Origin of the sequence: Enhygromyxa salina, from assembly GCF_002994615.1 — a bacterium.
Lineage (GTDB): Bacteria > Myxococcota_A > Polyangia > Nannocystales > Nannocystaceae > Plesiocystis > Plesiocystis salina_A.
Genome location: NZ_PVNK01000153.1, coordinates 1 through 22,912, shown reverse-complemented (window position 1 = coordinate 22,912; position 22,912 = coordinate 1). Strand labels below are relative to the sequence as shown.

At 69.4% G+C, this 22,912-nt stretch carries 22 protein-coding genes and 2 pseudogenes; 15 read left to right on the top strand and 9 right to left on the bottom strand.

Going from position 1 to position 22,912, the window contains the following annotated elements; genetic code table 11:
• The 3 genes from ENSA5_RS16855 to ENSA5_RS16845 all read right to left on the bottom strand — a co-directional run.
• Nucleotides 1-936, bottom strand: a 936-nt coding sequence (locus tag ENSA5_RS16855) for a hypothetical protein (RefSeq protein ID WP_146155788.1), incomplete at its 3' end; no start/stop codon positions are given.
• Complete coding sequence (locus ENSA5_RS16850; protein ID WP_106392694.1) at nucleotides 933-1,616, bottom strand: hypothetical protein; 684 nt, start codon at nucleotides 1,614-1,616, stop codon at nucleotides 933-935. The genes ENSA5_RS16855 and ENSA5_RS16850, both read right to left, overlap by 4 nt.
• 18 nt (nucleotides 1,617-1,634) lie before the next feature.
• Nucleotides 1,635-2,300, bottom strand: coding sequence for a protein-L-isoaspartate(D-aspartate) O-methyltransferase (locus ENSA5_RS16845; RefSeq protein WP_106392693.1), 666 nt, complete (start codon nucleotides 2,298-2,300; stop codon nucleotides 1,635-1,637).
• Nucleotides 2,301-2,446: 146 nt separating this feature from the next.
• Between ENSA5_RS16845 and ENSA5_RS16840 the strand changes: the two genes are divergently transcribed.
• Together ENSA5_RS16840 and ENSA5_RS16835 are read left to right on the top strand one after the other, a co-directional pair.
• Nucleotides 2,447-2,836 carry a hypothetical protein gene (locus ENSA5_RS16840; protein WP_106392692.1) on the top strand — a complete coding sequence of 130 codons (390 nt, stop codon included), beginning with the start codon at nucleotides 2,447-2,449 and terminating at the stop codon, nucleotides 2,834-2,836.
• A gap of 161 nt (nucleotides 2,837-2,997) precedes the next feature.
• The gene (locus ENSA5_RS16835; RefSeq protein WP_106392691.1) at nucleotides 2,998-3,402 is read left to right on the top strand and encodes an SPOR domain-containing protein; all 405 of its coding nucleotides are present in this window, start codon (nucleotides 2,998-3,000) and stop codon (nucleotides 3,400-3,402) included.
• Nucleotides 3,403-3,406: 4 nt separating this feature from the next.
• Here ENSA5_RS16835 and ENSA5_RS16830 read toward each other — a convergent pair whose 3' ends face one another.
• Nucleotides 3,407-4,756, bottom strand: coding sequence for a dicarboxylate/amino acid:cation symporter (locus ENSA5_RS16830; RefSeq protein WP_106392690.1), 1,350 nt, complete (start codon nucleotides 4,754-4,756; stop codon nucleotides 3,407-3,409).
• Nucleotides 4,757-5,365: 609 nt separating this feature from the next.
• On the opposite strand from ENSA5_RS16830, the gene ENSA5_RS16825 reads away from it, so the two are divergent.
• The 5 genes from ENSA5_RS16825 (at nucleotide 5,366) to ENSA5_RS16805 (ending at nucleotide 12,909) form a co-directional block, all read left to right on the top strand.
• Nucleotides 5,366-7,804, top strand: coding sequence for a protein kinase domain-containing protein (locus ENSA5_RS16825; RefSeq protein WP_181197833.1), 2,439 nt, complete (start codon nucleotides 5,366-5,368; stop codon nucleotides 7,802-7,804).
• A 142-nt stretch (nucleotides 7,805-7,946) separates the two neighbouring features.
• Nucleotides 7,947-8,942, top strand: coding sequence for a porphobilinogen synthase (gene hemB, locus ENSA5_RS16820; protein WP_106392688.1), 996 nt, complete (start codon nucleotides 7,947-7,949; stop codon nucleotides 8,940-8,942).
• Nucleotides 8,939-9,481, top strand: coding sequence for a thioredoxin domain-containing protein (locus ENSA5_RS16815; protein WP_106392687.1), 543 nt, complete (start codon nucleotides 8,939-8,941; stop codon nucleotides 9,479-9,481). The genes hemB and ENSA5_RS16815 overlap by 4 nt, the downstream gene beginning before the upstream one ends.
• Before the next feature lie 134 nt (nucleotides 9,482-9,615).
• On the top strand, nucleotides 9,616-11,418 hold the full coding sequence (locus ENSA5_RS16810) for an AMP-dependent synthetase/ligase (RefSeq protein ID WP_106392686.1): 1,803 nt from the start codon (nucleotides 9,616-9,618) through the stop codon (nucleotides 11,416-11,418).
• Between the two features lie 90 nt (nucleotides 11,419-11,508).
• Nucleotides 11,509-12,909, top strand: a complete 1,401-nt coding sequence (locus ENSA5_RS16805; protein WP_106392685.1) for an NYN domain-containing protein — start codon at nucleotides 11,509-11,511, stop codon at nucleotides 12,907-12,909.
• Here ENSA5_RS16805 and pip read toward each other — a convergent pair.
• Nucleotides 12,906-13,856 (bottom strand): prolyl aminopeptidase, encoded by a 951-nt coding sequence (gene pip, locus ENSA5_RS16800; protein ID WP_258182882.1) that lies wholly within the window; start codon nucleotides 13,854-13,856, stop codon nucleotides 12,906-12,908. The two genes, ENSA5_RS16805 and pip, sit on opposite strands and share 4 nt — an antisense overlap.
• Before the next feature lie 389 nt (nucleotides 13,857-14,245).
• Between pip and ENSA5_RS16795 the strand changes: the two genes are divergently transcribed.
• The gene (locus tag ENSA5_RS16795; RefSeq protein WP_146155786.1) at nucleotides 14,246-14,968 is read left to right on the top strand and encodes a hypothetical protein; all 723 of its coding nucleotides are present in this window, start codon (nucleotides 14,246-14,248) and stop codon (nucleotides 14,966-14,968) included.
• A 250-nt stretch (nucleotides 14,969-15,218) separates the two neighbouring features.
• On the opposite strand, the gene ENSA5_RS16790 is transcribed toward ENSA5_RS16795, so the two are convergent.
• Genes ENSA5_RS16790 through ENSA5_RS16780 form a run of 3 tightly spaced genes read right to left on the bottom strand, consistent with a single transcriptional unit; the run spans nucleotide 15,219 to nucleotide 17,084 of the window.
• Nucleotides 15,219-15,488 (bottom strand): hypothetical protein, encoded by a 270-nt coding sequence (locus ENSA5_RS16790; protein ID WP_106392682.1) that lies wholly within the window; start codon nucleotides 15,486-15,488, stop codon nucleotides 15,219-15,221.
• A gap of 1 nt (nucleotide 15,489) precedes the next feature.
• On the bottom strand, nucleotides 15,490-16,809 hold the full coding sequence (locus tag ENSA5_RS16785) for an RCC1 domain-containing protein (protein WP_106392681.1): 1,320 nt from the start codon (nucleotides 16,807-16,809) through the stop codon (nucleotides 15,490-15,492).
• Nucleotides 16,806-17,084 carry a hypothetical protein gene (locus ENSA5_RS16780; protein ID WP_146155785.1) on the bottom strand — a complete coding sequence of 93 codons (279 nt, stop codon included), beginning with the start codon at nucleotides 17,082-17,084 and terminating at the stop codon, nucleotides 16,806-16,808. Before ENSA5_RS16780 ends, ENSA5_RS16785 begins: the two co-directional genes overlap by 4 nt.
• A 115-nt stretch (nucleotides 17,085-17,199) precedes the next feature.
• Between ENSA5_RS16780 and ENSA5_RS39760 the strand changes: the two are divergent.
• The 5 genes and pseudogenes from ENSA5_RS39760 to ENSA5_RS16755 form a co-directional block, all read left to right on the top strand.
• Nucleotides 17,200-17,484: pseudogene (locus tag ENSA5_RS39760) on the top strand (transposase); the annotation flags it as partial.
• Between the two features lie 64 nt (nucleotides 17,485-17,548).
• Nucleotides 17,549-17,737 carry a hypothetical protein gene (locus ENSA5_RS39210; protein WP_258182881.1) on the top strand — a complete coding sequence of 63 codons (189 nt, stop codon included), beginning with the start codon at nucleotides 17,549-17,551 and terminating at the stop codon, nucleotides 17,735-17,737.
• Nucleotides 17,738-17,952: 215 nt separating this feature from the next.
• Entirely contained in the window at nucleotides 17,953-19,248 is a 1,296-nt protein-coding gene (locus tag ENSA5_RS16770; RefSeq protein ID WP_181197832.1) for an Hsp70 family protein, read from the top strand.
• A 316-nt stretch (nucleotides 19,249-19,564) separates the two neighbouring features.
• Nucleotides 19,565-20,344: a GNAT family N-acetyltransferase gene (locus ENSA5_RS16765; protein ID WP_146155784.1), complete on the top strand. Its 780-nt coding sequence runs from the start codon at nucleotides 19,565-19,567 to the stop codon at nucleotides 20,342-20,344.
• Nucleotides 20,345-20,787: 443 nt separating this feature from the next.
• Nucleotides 20,788-21,138, top strand: a complete 351-nt coding sequence (locus tag ENSA5_RS16755; protein WP_106392675.1) for a hypothetical protein — start codon at nucleotides 20,788-20,790, stop codon at nucleotides 21,136-21,138.
• A gap of 463 nt (nucleotides 21,139-21,601) precedes the next feature.
• On the opposite strand, the pseudogene ENSA5_RS39755 reads toward ENSA5_RS16755, so the two are convergent.
• Nucleotides 21,602-21,784, bottom strand: a pseudogene (locus ENSA5_RS39755) (zinc-ribbon domain containing protein); the annotation flags it as partial.
• Between the two features lie 176 nt (nucleotides 21,785-21,960).
• Between ENSA5_RS39755 and ENSA5_RS16745 the strand changes: the two are divergent.
• Entirely contained in the window at nucleotides 21,961-22,620 is a 660-nt protein-coding gene (locus tag ENSA5_RS16745; protein WP_181197831.1) for a peptidoglycan-binding domain-containing protein, read from the top strand.
• 4 nt (nucleotides 22,621-22,624) lie between these two features.
• A partial coding sequence (locus tag ENSA5_RS16740) for a hypothetical protein (RefSeq protein ID WP_146155783.1) occupies nucleotides 22,625-22,912 on the top strand: 288 nt, incomplete at its 3' end.

Here is a 22,912-nt window from a genome sequence, read left to right as displayed (position 1 = left end):
CGCACAGGCCCCCTGCGGATCGACGAGCAGCGCGCGGGTCAGACGCGCGAAGGGATCCCGAGCCGCGAGCTCGTCGAGGATCGCCGCCGCCCGGCGACTGTCAGGTCCTTCGGAGCTGCGCAGCCACAGCACCCGCGCGACCGCCAACAGCCGCGCATCACCCGTGAGCCCCGGCAGCGCCGCGAGCGCCGCGAAGGACCGCTCATCGCCGAGCGCCAGCCGCAGCTCGTGCTCACCGCTGCGGACCAGCGAGCGGCCGACGGTGCTCGAGACGATCTCCAGCGGCGCATCCGCCAGCCCAACCGACCACAGATCCCCAACCGGCGAGATCGCGACCAGCCCCTGACGCCGCTCAGTAATGACCAAGACCCGCGCGCGCTCGACCTTGGCCATGACCGGCGACTCAAAGCGATGGCGCTCATCGCTCCGTTTCCAGACCAGCAGGCGCTCGTCGGCGTCGAGCCAGCGCAGCAGCCACGCGCGCTCGAGCGGATCGAGCTCGTCGACGAAGGGACCCGACCACGCCCAGGGCCCGTCGGGATCATCGATCGACCGACGCGCGCGCGCAGCTTCGGCCACGCCACGCCGACCGAAGGCCCGGCGGACGCGCGCGACCCCGATAATCCGCCGAGCCTGCTCCCCTCGACCCCAGGGCACGCCCAGCACCCAGCGGTCGAGCTCGAGGCGATCACCGACCACCCCCGCGCGGTAGCGCAGCCGCCGATCCACGCTGAGCAGGTCGAGCACGTCGTCCGCGGCCGCGCGCAGCAACACCAAATAGAGACCCGTGGTCGTCAGGCACAGGCTCGTCGAAGTCGTGCGACCGTCGCCGAGCTCGATCTCGCCGTTGAGTCGCAGCTCTTCGAGCAGCTCCCCCTTGCCCGCGTCATGAAGGCGGCGGGCGGCCGAGCGGCAGCGGCTCCGGGCTTCGCTCACTCCGCTTTTTCCTCCCGCTCGGCCTCCGAGGTCGAGGCAGCGACCTCGCACGGGCCCCGGTAGCCGAACTGTCGGTCGGGACACGAACCCGAGGCTTGAAACTCGGTGTTGTTGCAGCCGCAGTAGGTCGCGAGGTCAGCCGTGCACTCGGACACCCCGCAGACCCCCTGGGCCCCGTTCGTGCACCCCTCGAGCCCATCGCCCAGGCACTGGCCCGAGCGGCACTGGCGACCATCGGTGCACGGCTCGCCGTCCTCGAGGGCAGGGTCGCAGGGCCCTCGGTAGGCGTAGCGCGCGCCTGGGCACGAGCCCGAGCCGCGAAACACCTGACCGTCACAGCCACAGTACTCGGCGAGATCCCGGGTGCACATGCGCTCGCTGTCGACGCAGCGCCCCTGGCCCGGCTCGCAGCCGGCGCCCTCGCACAGCTGCCCCTCGGCGCAGTCGCTGTCGGTGTCACACAGGGCACCGTTCGGGAGCACGGGACCGGTCGGCTGGGCGCCGTCGCCGTCGCCGTCGCCGTCCTCGCCGCCGCCATCGCTCGCCCCGTCCTCGGCATCTCCCGCTTCGCCTGCGGGCGAGGCCTCGTGTCCGTCATCGGGCGGCTGGGGCGTCGAAGCGGTGTTCGGGCAGGCGCTGACAGTCAGCGCCAGACAGAGCAGGACGAGAGCACGCTGCACGGGCGGGACCTTAGCAGCTCAGGCCAAACCCGAGAGCATCGGCACGAACGCGACGTCGGCCACCTCACGGCGCTCTTCGCCGGCCTCGGTTCGCTCGATCACCACCAGCGACTGGACCCATCGCCCGCCGACCGGCGCGACCAGGCGACCGCCGAGCGCGAGCTGCTCGACCAGCGTCGGGGGGATCTCGTCGGGCGCAGCGGTCAGCACGATCGCCGCGAAGGGGGCGTGCTCGGGCCAGCCCTCGAAGCCGTCGCCGTGGCGCATGTGAACGCGCTCGGCGATCCCCAGCTCCTCGAACAAGCGGCGGGTCTGCTCGTAGATCGCGGCGATGCGCTCGACCGAGTAGACCTCGGCGCCAAGCTCGACGAGCACCGCCGCCTGGTAGCCCGACCCGGTCCCGATCTCGAGCACGCGATCGCCCGCCTCGATCTGCGCGAGCTCGCTCATGAGTGCGACAATGTAGGGCTGGCTGATCGTCACACCGTGGCCGATCGGAAGCGCGCGGTCGTCGAAGGCCGAGCCCCGCAGCGCAGGTGGTACGAAGCGCTCGCGCGGAACCGCCGCGAGCGCCTCGAGCACTCGTCGATTGTGGATGCCACGTGACGAAATTTGCCGTTCGACCATCTGCCTGCGACGGCTGTCTGGATCGGTCACGTTCTCACCGTAGCGCGGATGGGTCATTGTGCCCCCGAGCAGGATCGCGCCTCAGATAACTCTTCTCATATCAGTCTCAGCTGGCTATCATGTGCAGGTAGGTCCAACGCATGTATCGTCGCCCGCACCGCCCTCGCCTCTCCCGAAGCAAGCCACTCGTCGGGTGCAGGCGGTTGCTCGGCGCGGCGGCGATGATGGCGGCTTCGCTGGTCAGCCCCGAGGCCGTGGCGGCCGAGCCCCTCGGCACGACACTGCTCGGCGCGCCACGCATGAGCTGGCGTATGCCACCGCCTCTCAACCTGCAGCCCGAGCGCGCCCGCCTCGTCTTGAACCTACCGCCCGAGTGGATGCCCGCCCCCGACTTCGGCATCCTCGGCGTGCCCCTCGATCCGAGCATCGACTGGGAATTTCGCCGGGCCCAGCGCATGACCCGAGCGACGATCGGCACCAGCGTGCGCCTGCAGATCAGCGACCCCGCCCACTCGATCCACTTCGGGCTGCGCCTGATGCCGCGCGCGGCGATCGCGGTGTTGCGCTTCGATCCGACCGCGCGCCTTCACTAGCACCACGGGCTGCTAGCAGCACGGGCTGCTAGGCCCAGGAGTGAGAGCCCGTCGCGGCGTTTGCAATCGCGGATGTCAGCGATTGTGTCAGCGCGGATCGCAGACGGCCCAATGCCGCACCCGGGCGGTCTCAGAGGCGATCTGGCGACCTGGCACGATCGGTGAACTACCCCGGCGACATGCTCTCGCAGATCTCGCTCGTGATGCTCACCTTGCTGTCGCACTTCAACCCCGGCGCGGTGGACTTGATCGAGCTCGCCGAGCGTGTCGGCATCACCCGCGCCGTCGAGCACGAAGCTCTCGACCTTGTCGCTACCGTGCAGCTCGACTTGCTGCCCGACCGCGAGGGCGCCGAAGCCCTGGCCGCGACGATCGAGCAGCGCGTCGGCGGCGAGTTCGAGGTCTTCGTCGAGACGATCGCCACCGAGGCCGAGCTGCCTCCGAGCTACCGCGTCGGCGTCGGCCCGTTCACGACCTTCGAGGACGCCGAGCGCGCCCGGACCAAGCTCGATGGGCTCGGCGTCGACGGCTTCGTCCGCGAGCTCGACGACATCCTCGGCTGCTGAGGCATCACGAGGCTCCGGGCGGCTCGGACGCGGGGTTGTCGAGCTCGTCGCCCATCCACCGATCCAGCACCACCGCCGCGGTCAGATCCCCGGTGACGTTTACGGCCGTTCGGCTCATGTCGAGGAGGCGATCGACGCCGAGGATCATCGCGATCCCCGCGGTCGGGATCCCGGCCCCTTCGAGGACCGAGGCGAGCACGACGATGCCAACACCGGGCGTCGCCGGGGCCCCGATCGAGCCCGCGACCGCGGTCACCACCACCAGCGCGAGCGCCCCCGTGTTCAGCTCGATACCGAAGGCCTGGGCCAAAAACAGCGTTGCGACCCCCTGGTAGAGCGCGGTCCCGTCCATGTTGATCGTCGACCCCAGCGGGATCAAGAAGCGAGCGCTGGCAGGCCGAACCCCGAGCTTTTGTTCGGCGGTGCTCATCGACAGGGGCATGACGGCGGCGGAGCTCGAGGTCGAAAACGCGAGCAGCTGGACCTCGCGCGCCGCCGCGAGGAAGGTCCACGGCTTCATCCGCCCGAACACCGTCACCAACACCAGGTAGACGCAGACCAGGGCCAGCAACCCGCCGAGCACCGCCAGCACGTAGACCCCCACGCCGACCAGCGTGTCGAGGCCGGTCGTCGCCGAGACCCGCGTCATCAGCCCGAACACGGCCAGCGGGGCGAGCCGCATCCCGAATTTCACGACCGTCATGCAGACCTCCTGGATCGCGCCGAGGAGGTCGAACAGCGGGCGCGACTTCTCGTTTGGCATCGAGACCAGCGCGACGCCGATGACGATCGCAAACAAGACGATCTGCAGCAGCTGGCCATCGGCCATCGCCGCGATCGGGTTGTCTGGCAGCAGGCCCACGACCCGCTCCGGGAGGCTCGCGGTCGCGGCGGAGGAGGTCGGAGTCGTCGCCGCGAGGTCGAGCTCGACTTCGACGTCCATCTCGATGTAGTCGCCCGGGCGGATCAACAGCGCGACTCCGATGCCGAGCCCGATCGCCATCGCGCTCGTGAACACGAAGTAGGCCGCGGCCCGAAGCCCGAGCGCCCGAAGCTGCGCGACGCTGTCACTGGCGCCTAGACCCCGGATGATCGAAGCGAACACCAGCGCGATGACGATCATCTGAATCAGGGCCAAAAACAGCATCCCCGGCAGGGCGAGCCAGCTGACCACCGCCTCGGCCGTGGCCGGCTCGACGAGGCCGACCTCGGGCCCGAGCACGAAACCGACGCCGACCCCCAAGACCATCCCGATCAGGACCTTCAGCCACAGGCGGCCGGCGACGAGCTCATCGAGATAGCTGACCAAACGTTGCAGCGGTTCGACCGTGAGTAGCTGGAGTTCCTCGAACATCGCGGCTGCGTGGTCTACCCGACCTCGCGCTCGCGCCCGAGCCCCGGCCCCCGCAAAACTTGCACTGTCGAGCTCTGCGGCGACGTGCACAGCCTGGCTCGGTCGCCATCCGGCCGCGCTGTTCGGTCCGTTGGGCGCCCTGCGTGATCGCGCGGGAGCAGGCTGCTCGTCGGACTCGGGCGCTCGGCCCAGGTGTTCATGCCGACCCTCGAGCTGCTCGCGCGCCCGCAGGTCCGCCACGTCCCCGCGTGGATCGTGCCCGCGCTGCCGAGCTTCGGCCCACGGGTGCCCCCTCGACCTCGCGGGTCGGCGGGTCACGGGCGACGTCGCCAGGTGCGGGAACCCCTGCTCAGAGACCGTCGCGTCAGCCTAGCAGCCCGTGGTGCAATGCATCGTGTCGCCTCGCGCCGGAATTTCCGAGGGCGCGAAGCCAAAACGCCGCTGTACCGGGCGTACTGCAAGTTTTGGCGACAAAGCCCTCGGCGAAAACGCCAAGCGAGGCGGCGCGAGGCATTGCACCACGGGCTGCTAGGCATCCGAACGACGCCGATTCGAATCCGACCGGCCCCTCGTCGATGCGCCCTGCGTCTTGTACCGTTGCGGGAGTACATGGGTCCGCCAACAAAACTCGAACCGAACTCGCTCGTCGGCGAAGACTTCAAGATTGAGCGGCGGCTCGGCGAAGGTGGGATGGGCGTGGTCTATGCCGCGCGGCAACTCACGACCGGCCACGAGCGCGCGGTCAAGGTCATGCACTCGCCCTTTGCGCTCGACCTCAGGTCGCGCGAGCGCTTCGAGCAAGAGGCCCGGATCGGCGCGCGGATCCTCAGTGATCACGTGGTCCAGGTCATCGCCGCGGGCGTCGACGAGCAGACCCACACCCCGTGGATCGCGATGGAGCTGCTCGCAGGCCAGGATCTCGAGCGTCACATTCAGACGCGCGGGCCCTTGCCGCTGGCCGACGCGGCCCTGGTCAGCGGCCAGGTCATCCACGCGGTCGCGGCCGCGCACGACGTCGACGTCGTCCACCGCGACATCAAGCCCGAGAACATCTTCTTGTCGGTCTCGCGGGTCGTCGGGGTCCCCTTCATGGTCAAGATCCTCGACTTCGGCATCGCCAAGCTCCGCTCGAGCGCGCGCGCGGCCACGGTCGCCGTGGGCACCCCCGGCTACATGGCTCCGGAGCAGAGCCAGTCGAGCGAGGATCTCGGCCCGCCCGCAGACGTCTGGTCCCTGGGCCTCGTCGTGTTTCGAATGCTGACGGGCAGCCCGTTTTGGCGGGCCGCGGCCGAGGGCATGGACATGCCGCGGCTGTGGCGAGAGATGCTGATCGATCCGATCCCCCGCGCGACCGAGCGCGCGGCCGAGTACGGCGCCGAGCAGCGCTTGCCCCCCGGCTTCGACGAGTGGTTCGCGGCTTGCGTCGAGCGTGAACCCTCGCTGCGCTTCCAACACGCGCGCGCGGCCGGGCTGGCCCTCGACGAGGTGTTTCGCGCAGCGGGGGTCACCAACCTCCCGAGTCTCAGCCCCAACACCGCAGGCCCTGGGCTGTCGGCGGCGATCCACGAGGTCCACAATGCCCACGCGGCGGCGCCCGGCGGCACCTTGTTCATGTCGCGCACGTTCGGGCCCGACGCCACCTCGGCCCAGCTCACGCCAGCCCAGCTCACGTCAACCCAGACCACCGCACGGGAGCCCAACTTCAGCCTGACAACCCACCGCGTCAGCTTCCGCGAGCCCGGCGAGCGCCTGGTCGCGCTGGCCAACGAAGGCGACAACCTGCTCGAGGTCTCGCTCGCCGCTGGCGTCCCTCACTACCACGCGTGCGGCGGCAAGGCCCAATGCTCGACCTGCCGGGTCGTCGTGCTCCAGGGCTCGGCCGCGCTCGGCCCCCGGACCGAGGCCGAGGCCAAGGTCGCGCAACGACGCAAGTGGCCCAAGACGACCCGCCTCGCCTGCCAGGCGAGGATCTACGGGCCTTGCACGGTCAAGCGCCTCGTCGTCGATCCCAACGACGCCACGATGGCCGACATCCGCCGGACCACCGAGGGCGGCGCGGCCCGCTCGCAGCCCGCGACCGCGCTGGTCCTGCGCCTCGAGGGCATCGACGAGGTCCTCGCCCACGGCTTCCCCGACGACGCGATCCACGTGCTCGAGCGCTGCCTCGCGCCCCTCGAGGAGCTGCTCGAAGACAACGGCGGGCGCATGGCCGGCTTCGACGGGGCGACCGCGATCGCGGCCTTCGCCCCGGGCGCCGACGGCGTGCGCCGAGCCCTGCGCGTGGCCCTGCGGGCGTCGGCGCGGATCCGTCGGCTCAACCCCTACCTGCTCAAGCACTTCGGCGCCCAGGTCAGCACCGCGGCCGGGCTCGGCGGTGGGATCTTGCTCGAGGGCAAGGCCACGACCAACTCCCATACCGGCCAGGTGCTGATGGGGGCCGCGATCCGCGAGGCGCGGCGGGCCTGCGGCTTCGCCACCCCTGGCCAGGTGATGGCTCCGAGCGCGCTGCTCGAAGGCCTCGAGCTCATCTGCACCGAGGGCCCCGAGCAGCTCTCAATCATCCACGACTTCGCCAAGAGCGACGTCGTCTACCTGGTCCAGACCAGCTTCGATCGTATCGAAGGTCGGGCGCTGGCGTTCGCGGAGGCCTTCTACGCCGACTTGTTCGAGCGCCACCCCGATTCGATCGCCCTGTTCGAGCACAGCGACATGCAGCGCCAGCACAAGATGCTCACCGACACGCTGGCGCTCGCGGTCCGGGGGCTCGACAATTTCGCCAAGATCGAGGACGCCGTGCGCGAACTCGGCGAGCGCCACGTCGACTATGGCGCCACGCTGCGCGACTACAAATTCGTCGGCCAGGCGCTGCTTGCGACGCTGGAGCGCTTTTTGGGTGATGCCTTCACCCCCGAGGCAGAGCTGGCCTGGCGCGAGGTCTACTCCACCCTCGTCCGCACCATGACAATGACACCGACAATGACGCCGCCACCCACGACGCCGCCAACGACGACGACGACGCCGACGCCGACGACCACGACGACTGGGTGAACGCCGCGTTCGAGCACCTCGACCGTCCGAGCTGCGCCTCATCGAGCGTCAGATGAGCCAATACCGCGGGCGCCTGCGAGCTCGGCGCCCGCTCGCTCGGGGCCATGGACCTTTACGCCAAACCATCGCAGGCTCGGTCCCAATGGCCCGCCTCGACCTCACCGCCCGACCCCGCCGCAACCGCAAGAGCGCGGCGATCCGCGACGCCGTACGCGAGACCTGGCTCGGACCCGAGCACTTCGTCTATCCGCTGTTCATCCACGAAGGTGGCAGCGACATCGAGATCTCGGCGATGCCCGGCCGCTCGCGCCTGAGCCCCGAAGGCCTCCTGCGCGAGGTCGGGCGCGCGGTCGAGCTCGACATCCGATCGGTGGTCCTGTTCCCGGCCATCGACGAGGCGCTCAAGTCCGCCGACGGCCGCGAGTCCTTCAACGACGAGGGCCTGATCCCGCGCACGATCCGGGCGCTCAAGCAGCGCTGGCCCGAGCTCGTGGTCGTGACCGACGTCGCCCTCGACCCCTACTCGAGCGAGGGCCACGACGGCCTCGTCGCGCCTGACGGCCGGGTCCTCAACGACGAGACCGTCGAAGTCCTGGTCAAGCAGGCCCTGAGTCAGGCGCGGGCCGGGGCCGACATCATCTCGCCCTCCGACATGATGGACGGCCGCGTGCTCGCGATCCGCGAGGGCCTCGACGACGCCGGCTTCACCGAGGTCTCGATCCTCGCGTACACGGCCAAGTACGCGTCGGCCTTCTACGGCCCGTTCCGCGAGGCCCTCGACTCGGCGCCCAAGCACGGCGACAAGAAGACCTATCAGATGGACCCCGCCAACGTCCGCGAGGCCCTGCGCGAGGTCGAGCTCGACGAGGGCGAGGGCGCCGACATGATCATGGTCAAGCCCGCGGGGCCCTACCTCGACGTGATCCGGGCCGTCCGCGAGGCGACCCCGCTGCCGGTCGCCGCCTACCAGGTCAGCGGCGAGTACGCGATGCTCAAGGCCGCGTGCGAGCGGGGCTGGCTCGACGAGCGCAAGGCCGTGCTCGAGAGCCTCATCGCCATTCGTCGCGCGGGCGCCGACCTGATCCTCAGCTACTTCGCGCCCGAGGCCGCGAGCTGGCTGCGCGCAGGCTCGGATTGAGCATCCTTATCGCGCTCGGGCTCGTCGCCCTCGCCATCGCTACGGTCGGCGTGTCCGTGGCCTTCCGCGCCGTCGCCGGCCCGCGCGGGTCGACGCTGCCCGCGGGCGAGTCACCGAGCCTCGCGCCCAGGCAAGCGCCTGCGCAGGGCTCGAGCGGCGCCCACGTCGTGGTTCACCTTCACGCGGGCGCGGCCCTGGCTGCACAGCTGCGCGAACACGCCAACGCAGCTGAAGCTCGCGGGCTGCGGCCCTTCTTCGAGTTTAGCGCGCGCTGGTGTCCGCCCTCGCGGATGTTTGGCGAGCTCCTCGACGATCCACGGATGCAGGCGGGGCTGGCCGGGGTCTATCTGATCCGGGCCGAGCTCGACGCGTTCAAGGACGACCCCCGGACCCGCGAGCTCGGGACCGTGGCGGTCCCGGTGTTCTACGAGCTCGACGCCAACGGACAGTCGACTGGCCGCAGCATCACGGGCGCGGCCTGGGGCGCCGATACGGCCGAGAACATGAGCGCGACCATGGCCGGCTTCTTCGCGGGCTGAGTCGGTTTTTCTCGGCCCCTGGCCCCGGCACGGCTGACGCAGCGCCGCGATCGCGCGCCGCTCGGCTCCCCCCGGGGCCACGAGCCTGCCCCTGCGGCTCCAATCGCGCCCAGAATCGTGGTAGGGCTCCACTGATGAGTGACGCCCAATTCCGTGATCGACCCCCCCAGACGGTCATGCAGGCCCTCGACGCCGCGGCCAAGAACTACGCCGACGCCCCGGCCCTGCGCGCCAAGGTCGGCGGCGGGATCTGGAAGGACACCTCGTGGGCCGAGTACCACGCCAGCGTCCGGCGGGCGGCCAAGGGCCTGATCGCGCTCGGGCTCGAGCCTGGCCGCGGGGTCACGCTGATCGGCTTCAACTGCAAGGAGTGGCTGATCGGCGACATCGCGGCGATCTACGCGGGCGGCATCCCGGTCGGGATCTACGCGACCAACTCACCCGAGCAGTGCCAGTACGTCGCCGGCCACTGCGACGCCAACATTGCGATCGTCGAAAACGAAGAGCAGCTGGCCAAGTTCCTCGCGATCCGCGACCAGCTCCCCCTGCTCAAGGCGATCGTGCTCATCTCCGGCGAGCACGACGACGAGGCCGTGCACTCCTGGGCGTCGATGCTGGCCAAGGGCGACGCGCTCGAAGACGGCGAGGCCGCGCTCGAAGCCCGGATCGCGGCCCAAAAGCCCGAAGACATCTGCACGCTGATCTACACCTCGGGCACGACCGGCGATCCCAAGGGCGTGATGCTCAGCCACGACAACCTGACCTGGACCGCCGCCTCGGCCAGCTCGGTCATCGAGCTCACGGACGGCGCGACGATGTTCAGCTACCTCCCGCTGTCGCACATCGCCGAGCAGATCATCTCGATCTACATCCCGATCCAGCTCGGCCTGTGCACGGCCTTCGCCGAGAGCTTCGACAAGATGCCCCAGAACCTCAGCGAGGTCCGGCCCCAGGTCTTCCTCGGGGTCCCGCGGGTCTGGGAGAAGATCCAGGCCAAGATGATGGCCGCCGGAGCCCAAAACAGCGGGCTCAAGAAGGCGATCGCCAAGTGGGCGCGCAAGGTCGGGCAAAAGGCCATGGACGCGCGTCAGCGCGGCGAGGCCCCGCCGCTGACCTACGGCCTCGCCGACAAGCTGGTCTTCTCCAAGGTCAAGCAGCGCCTCGGCCTCGACAACAGCATCCTCAACGTGACCTCGGCCGCGCCGATCGCCAAGGAGACCCTCGACTTCTTCGCCAGCCTCGGCGTGCTGATCAACGAGGTCTACGGCATGAGCGAGTGCTCGGGCCCCGCGACGATGTCGACGCCCAACAAATTCCGGATCGGCTGGATCGGCTGGCAGCTGCCCGGCGCCGAGGTCAAGGTCGCCGAAGACGGTGAGCTGTGCATGCGCGGGCGCAACGTGTTCAAGGGCTACTACAAGAACCCCGAGGCCACGGCCGAGACCCTCGACGACGAGGGCTGGCTCCACTCGGGCGACATCGGCGAGAAGTCCGGCGAGTTCTTCCGCATCACCGACCGCAAGAAGGACCTGCTGATCACCGCGGGCGGCGAGAACATCGCCCCGCAGCTGATCGAGGGCAAGCTCAAGAACATCGTCTGGATCAGCCAGGCCGTGGTCGTCGGCGATCGCAAGCCCTTCCTGTCCGCGCTGGTCACGATCGACGAAGACAAGTTCGCCGAGCTCGTGGCCGAGACGGGCAGCAGCGCCAAGACGACCGCCGATCTCGTCGACGACGACAAGGTCCGCGCGTTCCTCATGGAGTCGGTCCAAGAGGTCAACGCCGGCCTCGCGCGCGTGCAGACAATCAAGAAGATCAGGGTCTTGCCCGCGGATCTGAGCATCGACGGCGGCGAGCTGACCCCGACCATGAAGGTCAAGCGCAAGATCGTGCGTCAGAAGTACGAGGTCGAGATCGAGTCCTTCTATCAGAACTAACCGGCAGAACTAACCGGCAGAACGAGCCGGCAGAACGAGCCAGGAGCCGGGGCCCGGACCCCGCAGTGACCCGAGCCCGAGGAGACCAGCATGCCGAGCGAGCGCGTCGCGATGTTCATCGACTTCGAGAACCTGGTCTACGGGGTCGAGAACACCGACGCTGGCGTCGACCCGCGCGACCACGAGTTCGCCGTCGACATCCAGCGAATCGTCCGCTTCGTCCGCGACGAGGGTCGGCTGGTCCTCGCCCGGGCCTACGCCGACTGGCGCAGCGCCAGCGTCCGCCAGCACCAGCGCGACCTCTACGTCCAGGGCATCGAGACGATCCACGTGCTCGGCCGCCGCCACGGCAACGAGATCAAGAACTCCGTCGACGTGGCCCTGGCCGTCGACGCGGTCCGCTCGCTCTACGAGCGCGAGTACGACACCTTCGTGCTGGTCAGCGGGGATCGTGACTTCCTCCCGCTGCTTCGGGTCGTGCGCGAGCACGGTCACCGGATCATCGGCGTCTCGGTCCGCGAGTCGGCCTCGCGCGACCTGCCCAACCTCTGCGATCGCTTCGTCTACTACCGCGACCTGTGGCGGACCTGGGGGCCCGAGGACCAGCGCGACTGGGGTCGGCGCAGCGAGCTCGAGATCCGCGATCTCGCCGTGTTCAAGGAGCACCTGCGCCAGCTCCTCGCCGACGAGGTCGGGGCCGGCGGAATCCTCGGCGCCACGCTCAAGCCGATGATCCGCAACCGCATCGATCCCGGCTTCGACGAGACCCAGTTCGGGTTCTTGAAGTTCTCCAAGATGCTCGAGGCCATGCCCGACATCGTCCGCTTCGAGTACACCAACGACGCCCACGGCGGCGACATTCGCGTGTTCGCGGTCGAGACCAACAGCTCCAACTCGAGCGCCGACCCGGACGCCCCCCTCGTCCACCCGACCCTGAGGCGGCCGAGCGGCACGATCATCTCGCGCCCGCCGATCCAGACCTGGGAGCCGACGCCCGAGGCCTTCTTGACCCGGGCCCGCGCCCGGCTGGCCCGGACCGGGCTCCACCTCGACCTCGACCGTCGCAGCGGGATCCTCGAGCTCATCCACGCCGAGCTCCCGACCGGTGACGAGTTCCGCAGCCAGGCCGTGATCCTCGAGGGGCTCGAGGGCCGCCCGCTGGCCTCGGGCGCCGAGGTCGAGAACTCGACCCTGCGCCGCTACCTGTGGGCGCTCTACCAGTCGTGGGTGTTTGACATCGACCCGCCCGATCGCGGCCTCGACCACCTCGAGCGCGGCCTCCGGCTCCGGCCCGAATACCGCGAGCTCGATCGGCTCCGCCTCCGGGTCGAGCAGAGCCTGGTCTACAAGGTCTACGAGCTGCTGCCCGACGAGGCCGACCAAGCCCGGGCCCGGGTGTGTGATCTGCTCGAGGTCGACGACGACCGCGCCCGCGAGCTGCTCGAGCGGGTTGAAGAGTACCGCCGCAGCCAACAGCAGCGGGGGCGCTAAAGATAGTTCGCCGTGGCGTCGACGAGGGCCGAGACGATGCCCGGCTCGAACGCCGAGTGCCCCGCGTCGGGCACGATCGTCAGCCGCGACTCGGGCAGCAGCTGGTGCAGCTGCCAGGCGTTTCGGACCGGACAGATCACGTCGTAGCGACCGTGGACGATCGTCGTGGGGATGTGGGCGATGCGCTCGCAGGCGTCGAGCAGCTGGCGGTCGTTGTCGAGGAAGCCGCGGTTGACGAAGTAGTGGCACTCGATCCGCGCGAAGGGCAGCGTGAAGTTGGGATCTTCGCAGTGGGCCTCGACGTCGGGATCGGGCATCAAGGTTGCGACGCGGCACTCGTAGAGGCTCCACGCCGTGGCGCAGCGCGAGCGCTCGCGCGGGTCGTCGCCGGTCAGGCGCTTGTGGTAGGCGCGCAGCAAGTCCCCGCGCTCGTGCTCGGGGATCGGCGCGATGAAGTCGGCCCAGGCTTCGGGAAACAGCGTCGCGGTGCCGCCGCCGTAGAACCAATCCATCTCCGCGTCGGTGAACGAGAAGATGCCGCGCAGGACCAGCTCGGTCGTGCGCTCGGGGTGCGTCTGGGCGTAGGCCAGGGCCAAGGTGCTGCCCCACGAGCCGCCAAACACCTGCCAGCGCTCGACGCCCAGGTGCTCGCGCAGGCGCTCGATGTCCTCGACCAGCGCCCAGGTCGTGTTGTCATCGAGGCTCGCGTGGGGCCGCGAGCGACCGCAGCCGCGCTGGTCCAGAAGCACGATGCGATAGCGCCGCGGATCGAAGAAGCGGCGGTGCTTGGGATCGGTGCCGCCGCCCGGCCCCCCGTGAAGGAACACCACCGGCTTGCCCTTGGGGTTGCCGGACTGTTCCCAGTACAGCTCGTGGATCGGCGAGACCCGGAGAAAGCCGCTCTCGTAGGGTGTAATTGCAGGATACAAGGAGCGCTGCTGCTGCACGCCAAAGCTTGGCAGAGCCCGGACGCGACGTCCAGCGCGCGGCCGCTCGGTGCGAGCGCTGCGCAGGGTTGTCTTGCGTAATCCGTGACCCGAGCGCATTTGTCGAGGCTCGCGCGCAGCACCTGCGGGCTTGGGTCACGGTGCTACACAGCGGGTGTGGCAGTCGCGTGGCGTGGCCATGGCTCGCGCCGCAGCCAGCGTCACACGGACGACCGTCGGCGCGCGCAGGCGACCGTCACGAGCGCCGCGAGCAATCGTTGCGCGCGAATGGTTCGGGCCACGGTCGAGGGTGTGGCGTCTTGGGTCGGTCACGCGTGACCGCCCCGCTCGCGGCCTCGGTCTCGAACAGCGCTCGATCCTCCGGCACGAGTGCTATGCAGATCTGCGAGATGATCGATGTACTGATCGACGGTATCCGGGCCCTCGACCACGATCGAGAGTTCCGCGCGCTGACCGAGCACGTCGCGGTCACGAGTCCGATCGCGATCGAGCTCCTCGCCTACGAACACCTGACCTCACCCGGTCAGCAGGCCCGTCGCGTCGCGGGCGTGCAGCTGCGCGTGGTCCACGAATTCGCCAGCAAGCTGCGCTGGCTCGAGGGCCTGTCGACGGACCCGAGTGTCGATCCAGGCGTCCGCGTCGGGCTGGCCGCTGTGCTTCGCAACCTCTGCGCGGACGCGGAGCTGCTCCCGATCATCGACTCCGAGGCCGCCGCCCTGCTCGAGCCCGCCAGCTTGTTCCACGCCTTGCTCTCGCAGCTGCGTCCGTGGATTCCGCCGAGGGTCCTGCCCCTCGAGCCCGACTCGGTCCTCGAGCTGCTCGCGCTGGGCATCCCCGACTACCTCCACCCCCTCGTGCGCCAGCGCTTCGAGGGCCTGTGGGAGCTGTTTCATCGCCTCCGTCAGCTGCCCGCGGCGAAGCTCTCGCTGACCCCCGGTCAGGCCAAGCTCGACGACGACCGGCTGGTCCGGCTGATCGAGAGCGCGCAGCGCAGCGAGGCCGCGTGCCCCCCGGCGCCGCGGTGGTCGACGCCCTCGTGGGTCACGCCGTGGCTCGGCGAGAGTCCGACGGACTCCGGCCGCTACACGAGGCGCCGCGACCTGAGGGGCTAGCAGGCCGGGCTGCTAGGTGCGGTTGTCAAACACCAGCCGTCGTGAAATCCCGGACTGGTTCAGATGTCAGCGATACGGCATCCCCGGACCGAAACTGGGCACCTGGCGCGAGCCGTCCCGCCGAGGGTCGAGCAGTCCCGAGGGGGGTCGAGCAAGACCGGGCCAACGACTGTCATTTCCGTTTTCATCTACTCCATAATGTCTGGCAAGTTGAACTCGTTGCAGATCGAGAGCGGTCATTCGCGGCCCCTCACTCCCCAGTGAGCTGTTCGAGGCGCCGCTCGAGCAGGCCGTGACGGCGGCGGCCCCCCTCATCGACCCACAGCTCGGTCCGTAACAGAGACAGGGTCTCGCGCGCCTCGTCGAGGGCGGCGCGGTCTTCCGGATCCCGGCCGAGGCGCTCGAACGCCCGCTCGAAGTGACCTTCGAGGACCTGCACTCGCTCGTCGGTGTCGAGCACCAGCGCCAGCCCGATTGCGACCCCGAGCCACAGGCGAAATCTATGAGTCTCGTCGCTCATGTCACGATCCCTCGCAGCTTGGGCGTATGGGCACATCGGCCGGCAGGCCCTCGACCCCGATCGAGCTCGTGTCTCCGAGGCCGAGCTGCCCCTTCGAGTTGTGACCCCAGCAGCGGATGCCGCCGGCTTCGAGCACGGCGCAGCCATGGTTGCGCCCGAGGGCCAGGTCGCGGACGGGCCCGCCGAGCTCGATGTCGTCCGGCGGAGGCGAGTAGAGGCGGGTCACCTCCGGCCCGTATCCGAGCACGCCCGGGAGGCCGTCGCCCCAGCAGCGCACGCGCCCGCCCTCGAGTAGCACGCAGGTCCTGTTATCGCCCATGTAGACGGCCTCGACAGCCTCGCCGATCTCGATCGGCCCCATCTGCTCCGGGGTCTCGTCATCTCCAACCATGTCGGTGTCGGCGAAGATGTCACCGTAGCCCAGCACGCCGTAGGGCGCGGCGCGGCCCCAACACCGGAGGCTGCCGTCGTCGAGCCCGGCACACAGGGCCCCGCGGCCTGCGACCAGGCTGGTCGCGGGGCCACCGAGGGGGACGTCGCCGACCTGCTCGGGGGTCTCGTCATCGCCGACGACCTGGGCGTCGCCGTAGCCCAGGGTCGGTTCGGTCCCCCAACACCTGACAGCGCCGGCCTCGAGCAGGGCACAGGTGAAGCTGCCCGCACCCGACGATCCCGCGACGAGGGTCCGCGCCGGACCGCCGAGGGGGACATCTGGGAGCTCGGAGAGGTCGCCCTCGCCCGACGGACCCAGCTCGAGCGCGCGATCGAGCCCATCGCCCTGCCCGAGCAGGTCGCTCTGGCCCCAACAGCGGACCGAGCCCCCGGCCAGCAGCGCGCAAGCGTGCTCGCTGCCACCGACGAGCTGCAAGAGTTCGACCTCGGCCGCCAGCCTCGGCCCCGCCTCGGCGGGCTCGTTGGGATCGGTGAGGACCTCGCCGGCGAAGCTCGATCCCCAACACCGCGCGCGTCCGGTGTCCGTGATCGCGCAGCGGCTCGCGCCGCCGATCCTGAACAGCCCACGGACCGACTCGCCGCCGAGCGGGACCGGACCTAGCCCGCAAGGGTCCTCGTCGTCGCCGACCGAGTTGGTGTGGCCATAGCCGAGCAGCCCCTTGTCATTGAAGCCCCAGCAGCGCAGCTCGCCGGCCGTGATCTCGCAGGTGGCGCTGCTGTTGGGGAAGGTCACCAGTGTCGTCTCGGCCGGCGCCGGGACCTCGTCGCCCCCGCAGGAGCTGAGGAGTCCGAGCAGGATCGTCGAGGCCACCCGAGGCCGCCCGCGCGCGGCAGGAGCTGGCGAGCCCGGCCGGATTCCCCACTTCACGGGCTTGCCTCACGGCTAATTCGCACAGCGTGGACCCGCGCGAGCTGCTCGAGGTCGCCCCAGCGCGCGGTCGACATGGGGGTGCCGATCTGCTCCTCGCACTCGAGCACGTCGCTGGTCAGATCCAGACCTCCGCTGTGTCCCTGGAACACGTGCCATCCAACCGTCGGGCTGCTCGCGCCGGAGCTGCATTGCTCATGGGCGACCAGCACCCGCAGCTCGTCGCCCAGCGCCCCGCTGACGACCTCGAAGCGCGTACCAAACTCGTCGCCCACGGCACCCGAGTCTGCCACACCGCCCTGTCCCTGGGCGAGGGTCAGATCGGCAGACTGTGGCAGCCCGGCAAAGCTTCCGTAGAGCACGTGAACCTGCCCGACATCGGCGAGGGTTGTGTCTTCCCCCGCGCTGCTAGATCCTCGCAGGCCGCCCCATCGAAGTTCCCGGCGGCGACGCTGGCGCCAAAGTCGTTCGCGGCTGTGCCGATATGTTGCGCGGCCCCCGATCTCGCAAAAGCGACTCGATGTCATTGGCGACGGACGTGTGAAGTATGGGTTTCGCCATGCGTGGCGTGACGGGACCTGCGCCGTATTGCTGGACCCGCTCGACTTCCTCGCTCGCCTCGCCGCACTCATCCCACCGCCAAAGTTTCACATGCTGCGCTATCACGGCGTGCTCGCAGCCCACGCCAAGGACCGCGCTCGTGTGGTGCCCAGGACCCGCGCCCGAGTCCCGTTCGCCGGTGCAGCTGGGGCTGGCCTTCGACGGCGAGGCGAAAAAGCTCGAGCTCGAGCCCGGCACCTCGGGCCGCTCCCGACACCCGTGGGCCTGGCTGATGCAACGGGTCTTCGCGCATGAGGTCCTGGTCTGCCACCGCTGCAAGGGCGACATGCGCCTGGTGGAGGTCATGAAAGCGGTTGTTCGCGGCTGACTTCGCTAGCAGCCCGGGGTGCAATGCCTCGCGCCGCCTCGCTTGGCTTTTTCGCCGAGGGCTTTGTCGCCAAAACTTGCAGTACGCCCGGTACAGCGGCGTTTTGGCTTCGCGCCCTCGGCGCAAATTCCGGCGCGAGGCGACACGATGCATTGCACCCCGGGCTGCTAGGTGAGCTTGCCCGCGCGCCCGGGTTTGGCTATCGCTGGGCGCCCGTGGCCTTCGGCATCGACTTTGGCACCTCCAACAGCGTCGTCGCCCTCGCCGACGGCGACGGTCCCCCGCGCTTCGCCAGCTTCGAGCTGCTCGGGCGCTCGACGGCCAGCTTTCGCAGCCTGTTGTTCTTCGACCTCGACGAGCAGCGGCCGGCCGAGCCCGTGGTCTTCTCGGCTGGCCCGGCCGGGATCGAGGCCTACCTCGACGCCCTCGGCGAGGGCCGGCTGATCCAGTCGTTCAAGACCCACCTGACGACCGCGAGCTTGGGCCGGACGGCGCTCGGGCCCCACGCCCTCGACCTCGACGAGCTGCTGGCGCTGTTCCTGGGCCGCCTGCGCGAGGGCGCGAGCGCGGCGCTCGGGGCTCCGATCGAGCGGGCTGTGCTCGGCCGACCCGTGCGCTTCGCGGGCAGCCGCGACGACCAGGCCTGCGCGCGGGCCGAGGCCCGGTTGCGACGGGCGGCGCTCGCGGCCGGCCTGGGCGAGGTCGAGCTCGAGCTCGAGCCGATCGCCGCCGCCTACCACTACGAGGCCGGGCTCGAGCGCGACGAGCTCGCGATGATCGCCGACTTCGGCGCGGGCACGACCGACTTTTGCGTGATGCGGATCGGCCCCACCCACCGGGGCCGGCGCGAGCGCAGCGACGACGTGCTCGTGACCGGTGGCGTCGGCGTGGCCGGTGACAACCTCGACGCCGCGCTGATCGAGCACGTCGTCGCGCCGGCCCTGGGCAAGGGCAGCTACTACCGCGAATTTGGCAAGCGCCTGCCGATCCCGCCGGGCTACTACTACAAGCTGTCGCGCTGGCATCAGCTCTCGTTCTTGCGCGGCAGCCGAACCCGCCACGAGCTCGAGCGCCTGGCCCAGCACGCCGAGTCGCCCGCGGCGCTCGAGGCCCTGATGATGATCATCGAGGACAACCAGGGCTTTCACCTGCACGAGGCCGTCGAGGCCACCAAGATCGCGCTGTCGCGCGAGCCTCGGGCTGCGTTCGACTATGTCCACGAGGACTTCGAGGTCCACGCTCAGGTCGAGCGCGCCGACTTCGAGGCCTGGATCGCCGATGAGGTCGCCGAGATCGCCGCCTGCCTCGACCAGACCCTGGCCCGCGCGGGGCTCGAGCCCGCGGCGATCGACCGCGTGTTCATGACCGGCGGTACGGCCTTCGTACCGGCGGTACGGCGAGAATTCGAGGCTCGGTTTGGCTCGGGCAAGCTCAGCAGCGGAGACGAGCTGTCGTCGATCGCCGCGGGTCTAGCCGGGAGGGCGAGGTCATGGGACGCCGCCGCCGGCTGAGGGCCCGGCGCTGGCGGGCGCGCTCGTCTTCGACGCAGGAGATGACCTCAACGACAGCGACCTGCTCGACGTCGACCGCGACTTCGACCTTCAACGACAGCGACTTCTCGTCGTCCGGGGGGCGGCACTACGGCCGACGACACGATCACCACAGGCGGGAGCAGCAGCGACGGCGACACCGACTCGGACAGCGGTGGCCAAGACAGCTCCTCGGGCGGCCGCCGCAGTGGCGGGCCGGCGGATCCGGGGTGGCTGTGGATGCTCGCGACGCTGGGGCTGGTGCGGCGGCGAGCAATCGTGGGTTAGCATCACGCCGGTGGACCTTCCCAGCCCCGAGGCGATGGAGCGCGTGCTGCTCGATTCTGTGGCGCGAGAGCCCGACAGCGAGGTGATCGAAGGTCCCGACTGGATGCAGGTTCGTACGCCTTCGAGCCTGCGCCCCAACCACAACAAGGTGATCGTCGCGCGACTCCCCAGCCGCGAAGCGGACGACGCAGTCGCTGCGGTGGCGGCCGAGCACGCCTCGCGCGGCGCCAGCCACAGCTGGTTCGTCGGCCCGTCCTCCGCTCCCGCCGACCTCGGCAAGCGGCTCGTCGACCACGGCTACAGCCTCATGGGGCCCTCCCTCGGCATGGCCCGGGAGATCGGCGACGAAGACCTCTCGATGCACATCCCCGGCATGACCCTCCGCCAGGTGAGGACGGAAGTGGACATTCAAGACTTCGCCAGCGCCTCGGCGACCGCCTGGGAACGCGGCCCGCAGTTTCGCGACACGATCGCGGACATCACCCGCAAGGCCCTGGCGAAGCGGGCCCCCACCCGCTCGTGGATCGCATCGCTCGGCGGCGAGATCGTCGCGACCACCCATCTACGATTCCTGCCCGATTGCGGCTACCTACAGGGCTGCGCCGTCGTCCCCGCCCGGCGTCGCGAGGGCATCTACCGCGCCCTGGTCAACCACCGCCTCGCGGTGCTCCGCGACGCCGGCCTGCGCGTCGCCGTGATCTTCGCAGCCGCCAACACCTCGGGCCAAGGCTGCAAGGCCCTGGGGTTCTCGACGATCTGCGAGGGCGAGTTCTACGAGAAGACAGTGTGAAGCCGCCATCGTGACCCGCATGTGTGGTGTTCCTGACAGACAGTCAGTCACCGCGCCCGGACTTCGTATTGTCGAGGTGTCCGTACGCGATGCCAAACGACGTGCGGCTTGCCCGGCGTGCCCGCCCACATGCACGACGTGCTGTTGCCTTCCTCGCGCTCAAACGACAGGCTCACGCCAACGTAGAGGCGGCTCATGTAGCGCTCGCGCGGAGGTGTGTCGAAGTCACAGGCCGCGGGTCCAAGACCCAGCGCGGCGACGAGCGCCCACGAGAACGCGTGATTGACCTGGGACCTGTGCACCATCGCAGCGATCCAGTCCGCCCCGCGACCCATTCGTTTTTCTCGGCGAGCGCTCGATTTTTTCTATTGTGGGCCACCGCACGACGCCCCACATCGAGCGCGTGACTATCGCCAGGTCTCGCATTCGTGTATGAGGCTCCAATGACCAACCGCGTCTCCCTGTCCCTCGCCCTGCTCCTGACCACGCTCACCCTCACCGCGTGCGGCCCTTCGGCCGACGACGAGGCCAAGATGAAAGACAAGATGGAGCTCGAGACCACCCGCGCCGAGCTCATACTCAACGCCCCCGACTGCGAGTCACTCGAGGTCAGCCTCACCGAGTTCAAGGCGACCAACGCCGACAAGCTCGCCTCGCTCGAGACCTGGTGGGTGGCCCTTGGCGACGGCGCGAAGGACAAGCTGATCGAAGCCAACAAGGCCGAGTGGGACAAGCAGAGCGTGGCGCTGATCAAAGCCTCGTCTTGCCCCGAAGCGCTCAAAGCCGGGCTCTAGCCCTAAATCAAGCGCTGAATCTAAAGATCTGAATAATTTAGGGCTAGCAGCCCGGGGTGCAATGCATCGTGTCGCCTCGCGCCGGAATTTTCGCCGAGGGCGCGAAGCCAAAACGCCGCTGTACCGGGCGTACTGCAAGTTTTGGCGACAACGCCCTCGGCGAAAAGGCCAAGCGAGGCGGCGCGAGGCATTGCACCCCGGGCTGCTAGTACTAGCCGTAGGGCGAACGTTTGGGGTGAGCGGAGGGGGCTTCGCCGGCGAGTGCACGGACTGAGCGCGGGTTCGTCCTCGAGTATTAGCGCGCACCTCAGATGATGGCGTCTCGATCACGCCTGCTGACCCCATCGGCGCTACTCACGATCACGCCGATGCTCGATCCGAACACCGGCGCGGCGTCGACGCGCAGGTATCCGTCCGGGTGACGGCCCCCGGGATTTGTCTGGCCCGGCCTGTGAAGGCCCGCTCAGCGATCAGCCCGTCGAGTGTCGAGCCAGCCAGTCTTCCGCCACCCGGATCTGCTGCGCCGCTGCCGTCGGCACACCGCGCAGCGGATCGCAACCGACGCGAAGTTGAAGCCGAGCGTCTCGTACCACTGCTTCTGCTCGCGCCCCTTGAACGCGAAGCTCGCGCGACACTGTACGCAGCGGCGCTCCTGATCGTCGCGGGCCCATGAAGCTCATGAAAATCGCCAGAATCTCGAGGGCTGTTCTCAACTGGAAACCTCTGTCCCTTCGAGGACGAAGCACACGCCGAAGTCCGTGCCCGTGTGCCACGCTCACTGCGAAGTGGGAGCCCGCCCCGCGGGTGACGTATCTTGCCCCGGTGCCCACCAAGCACCGCGCACAACCAGGTGAGTCCATCGACTCGATCGCCTATCGATACGGCCACTTCCCCGATCGCATCTGGGACCACGCACAGAACCTCGAGTTGCGCCAAACTCGCGAGAGCCGCACGGTCTTGAGCGAGGGCGACGTCGTGTTCGTGCCGGATCTCGAGCCCAAGCAGGTCGAGGTCGCCGTAGACCGGCGCCACGTGTTCCGCCGGCGCGGGGTCCCGGCGCGCATTCGCCTCGAACTCCTCGCCGAGGGTAAAGCCCTCGGCGGCGTCGCCTGGCGCATCGAGGTCGGCAACGCCCCCATGCGCGAGGGCGAGACCGGAGCTGACGGCCTGATCGAGACCTTCCTGCCGCCCAACGTGAGCCGCGCCCGCTTGATCTGGGGTGACGCCGAGTCCGAAGTGGAGCTACAAGTCGGGCTGCTCGAGCCCATCTCCAGCGCTCGCGGCCAGCTACAGCGCCTCGCCAACCTCGGCTTCCCGCAAGCACCGAGCCATGTCCAGCTCGGACCCGAAGGCGATCGCCTCCGGGCCGCGCTCTTCGAGTTCCAGGCCGCCACCGGACTACCGAGCACCGGCGAGATGGACGACGCGACCCTCGACTACCTCGCGCGGGTCCACGACGCTGGCGAGGACTTCCCCGAGTGACGCCGTGGACCTCAACTCGATGAAGATCCATCGCCTCCGCCTCGCCGGTCGCGAATACCTGCTGTTCAACACTCAACGGCGAGCGCCCCCGAATGGCCGCAAGCTCGGGGCCCGCGAGCTCGAGGGCCTGCTCGAGGCTCACCGCAACGAGCCTCGCCTGACCTCGCTCCTGGCCTGCTTCCGCGAGCGTCGGCTCGAGCGCTACCGCCACCTCGAGGCTCGCGGCTCGCGGCGGGGCGGGGCGGCGCGCTGGTACCCAGACGTGATCTGCTACGAGCTACCCCGCCAGCCC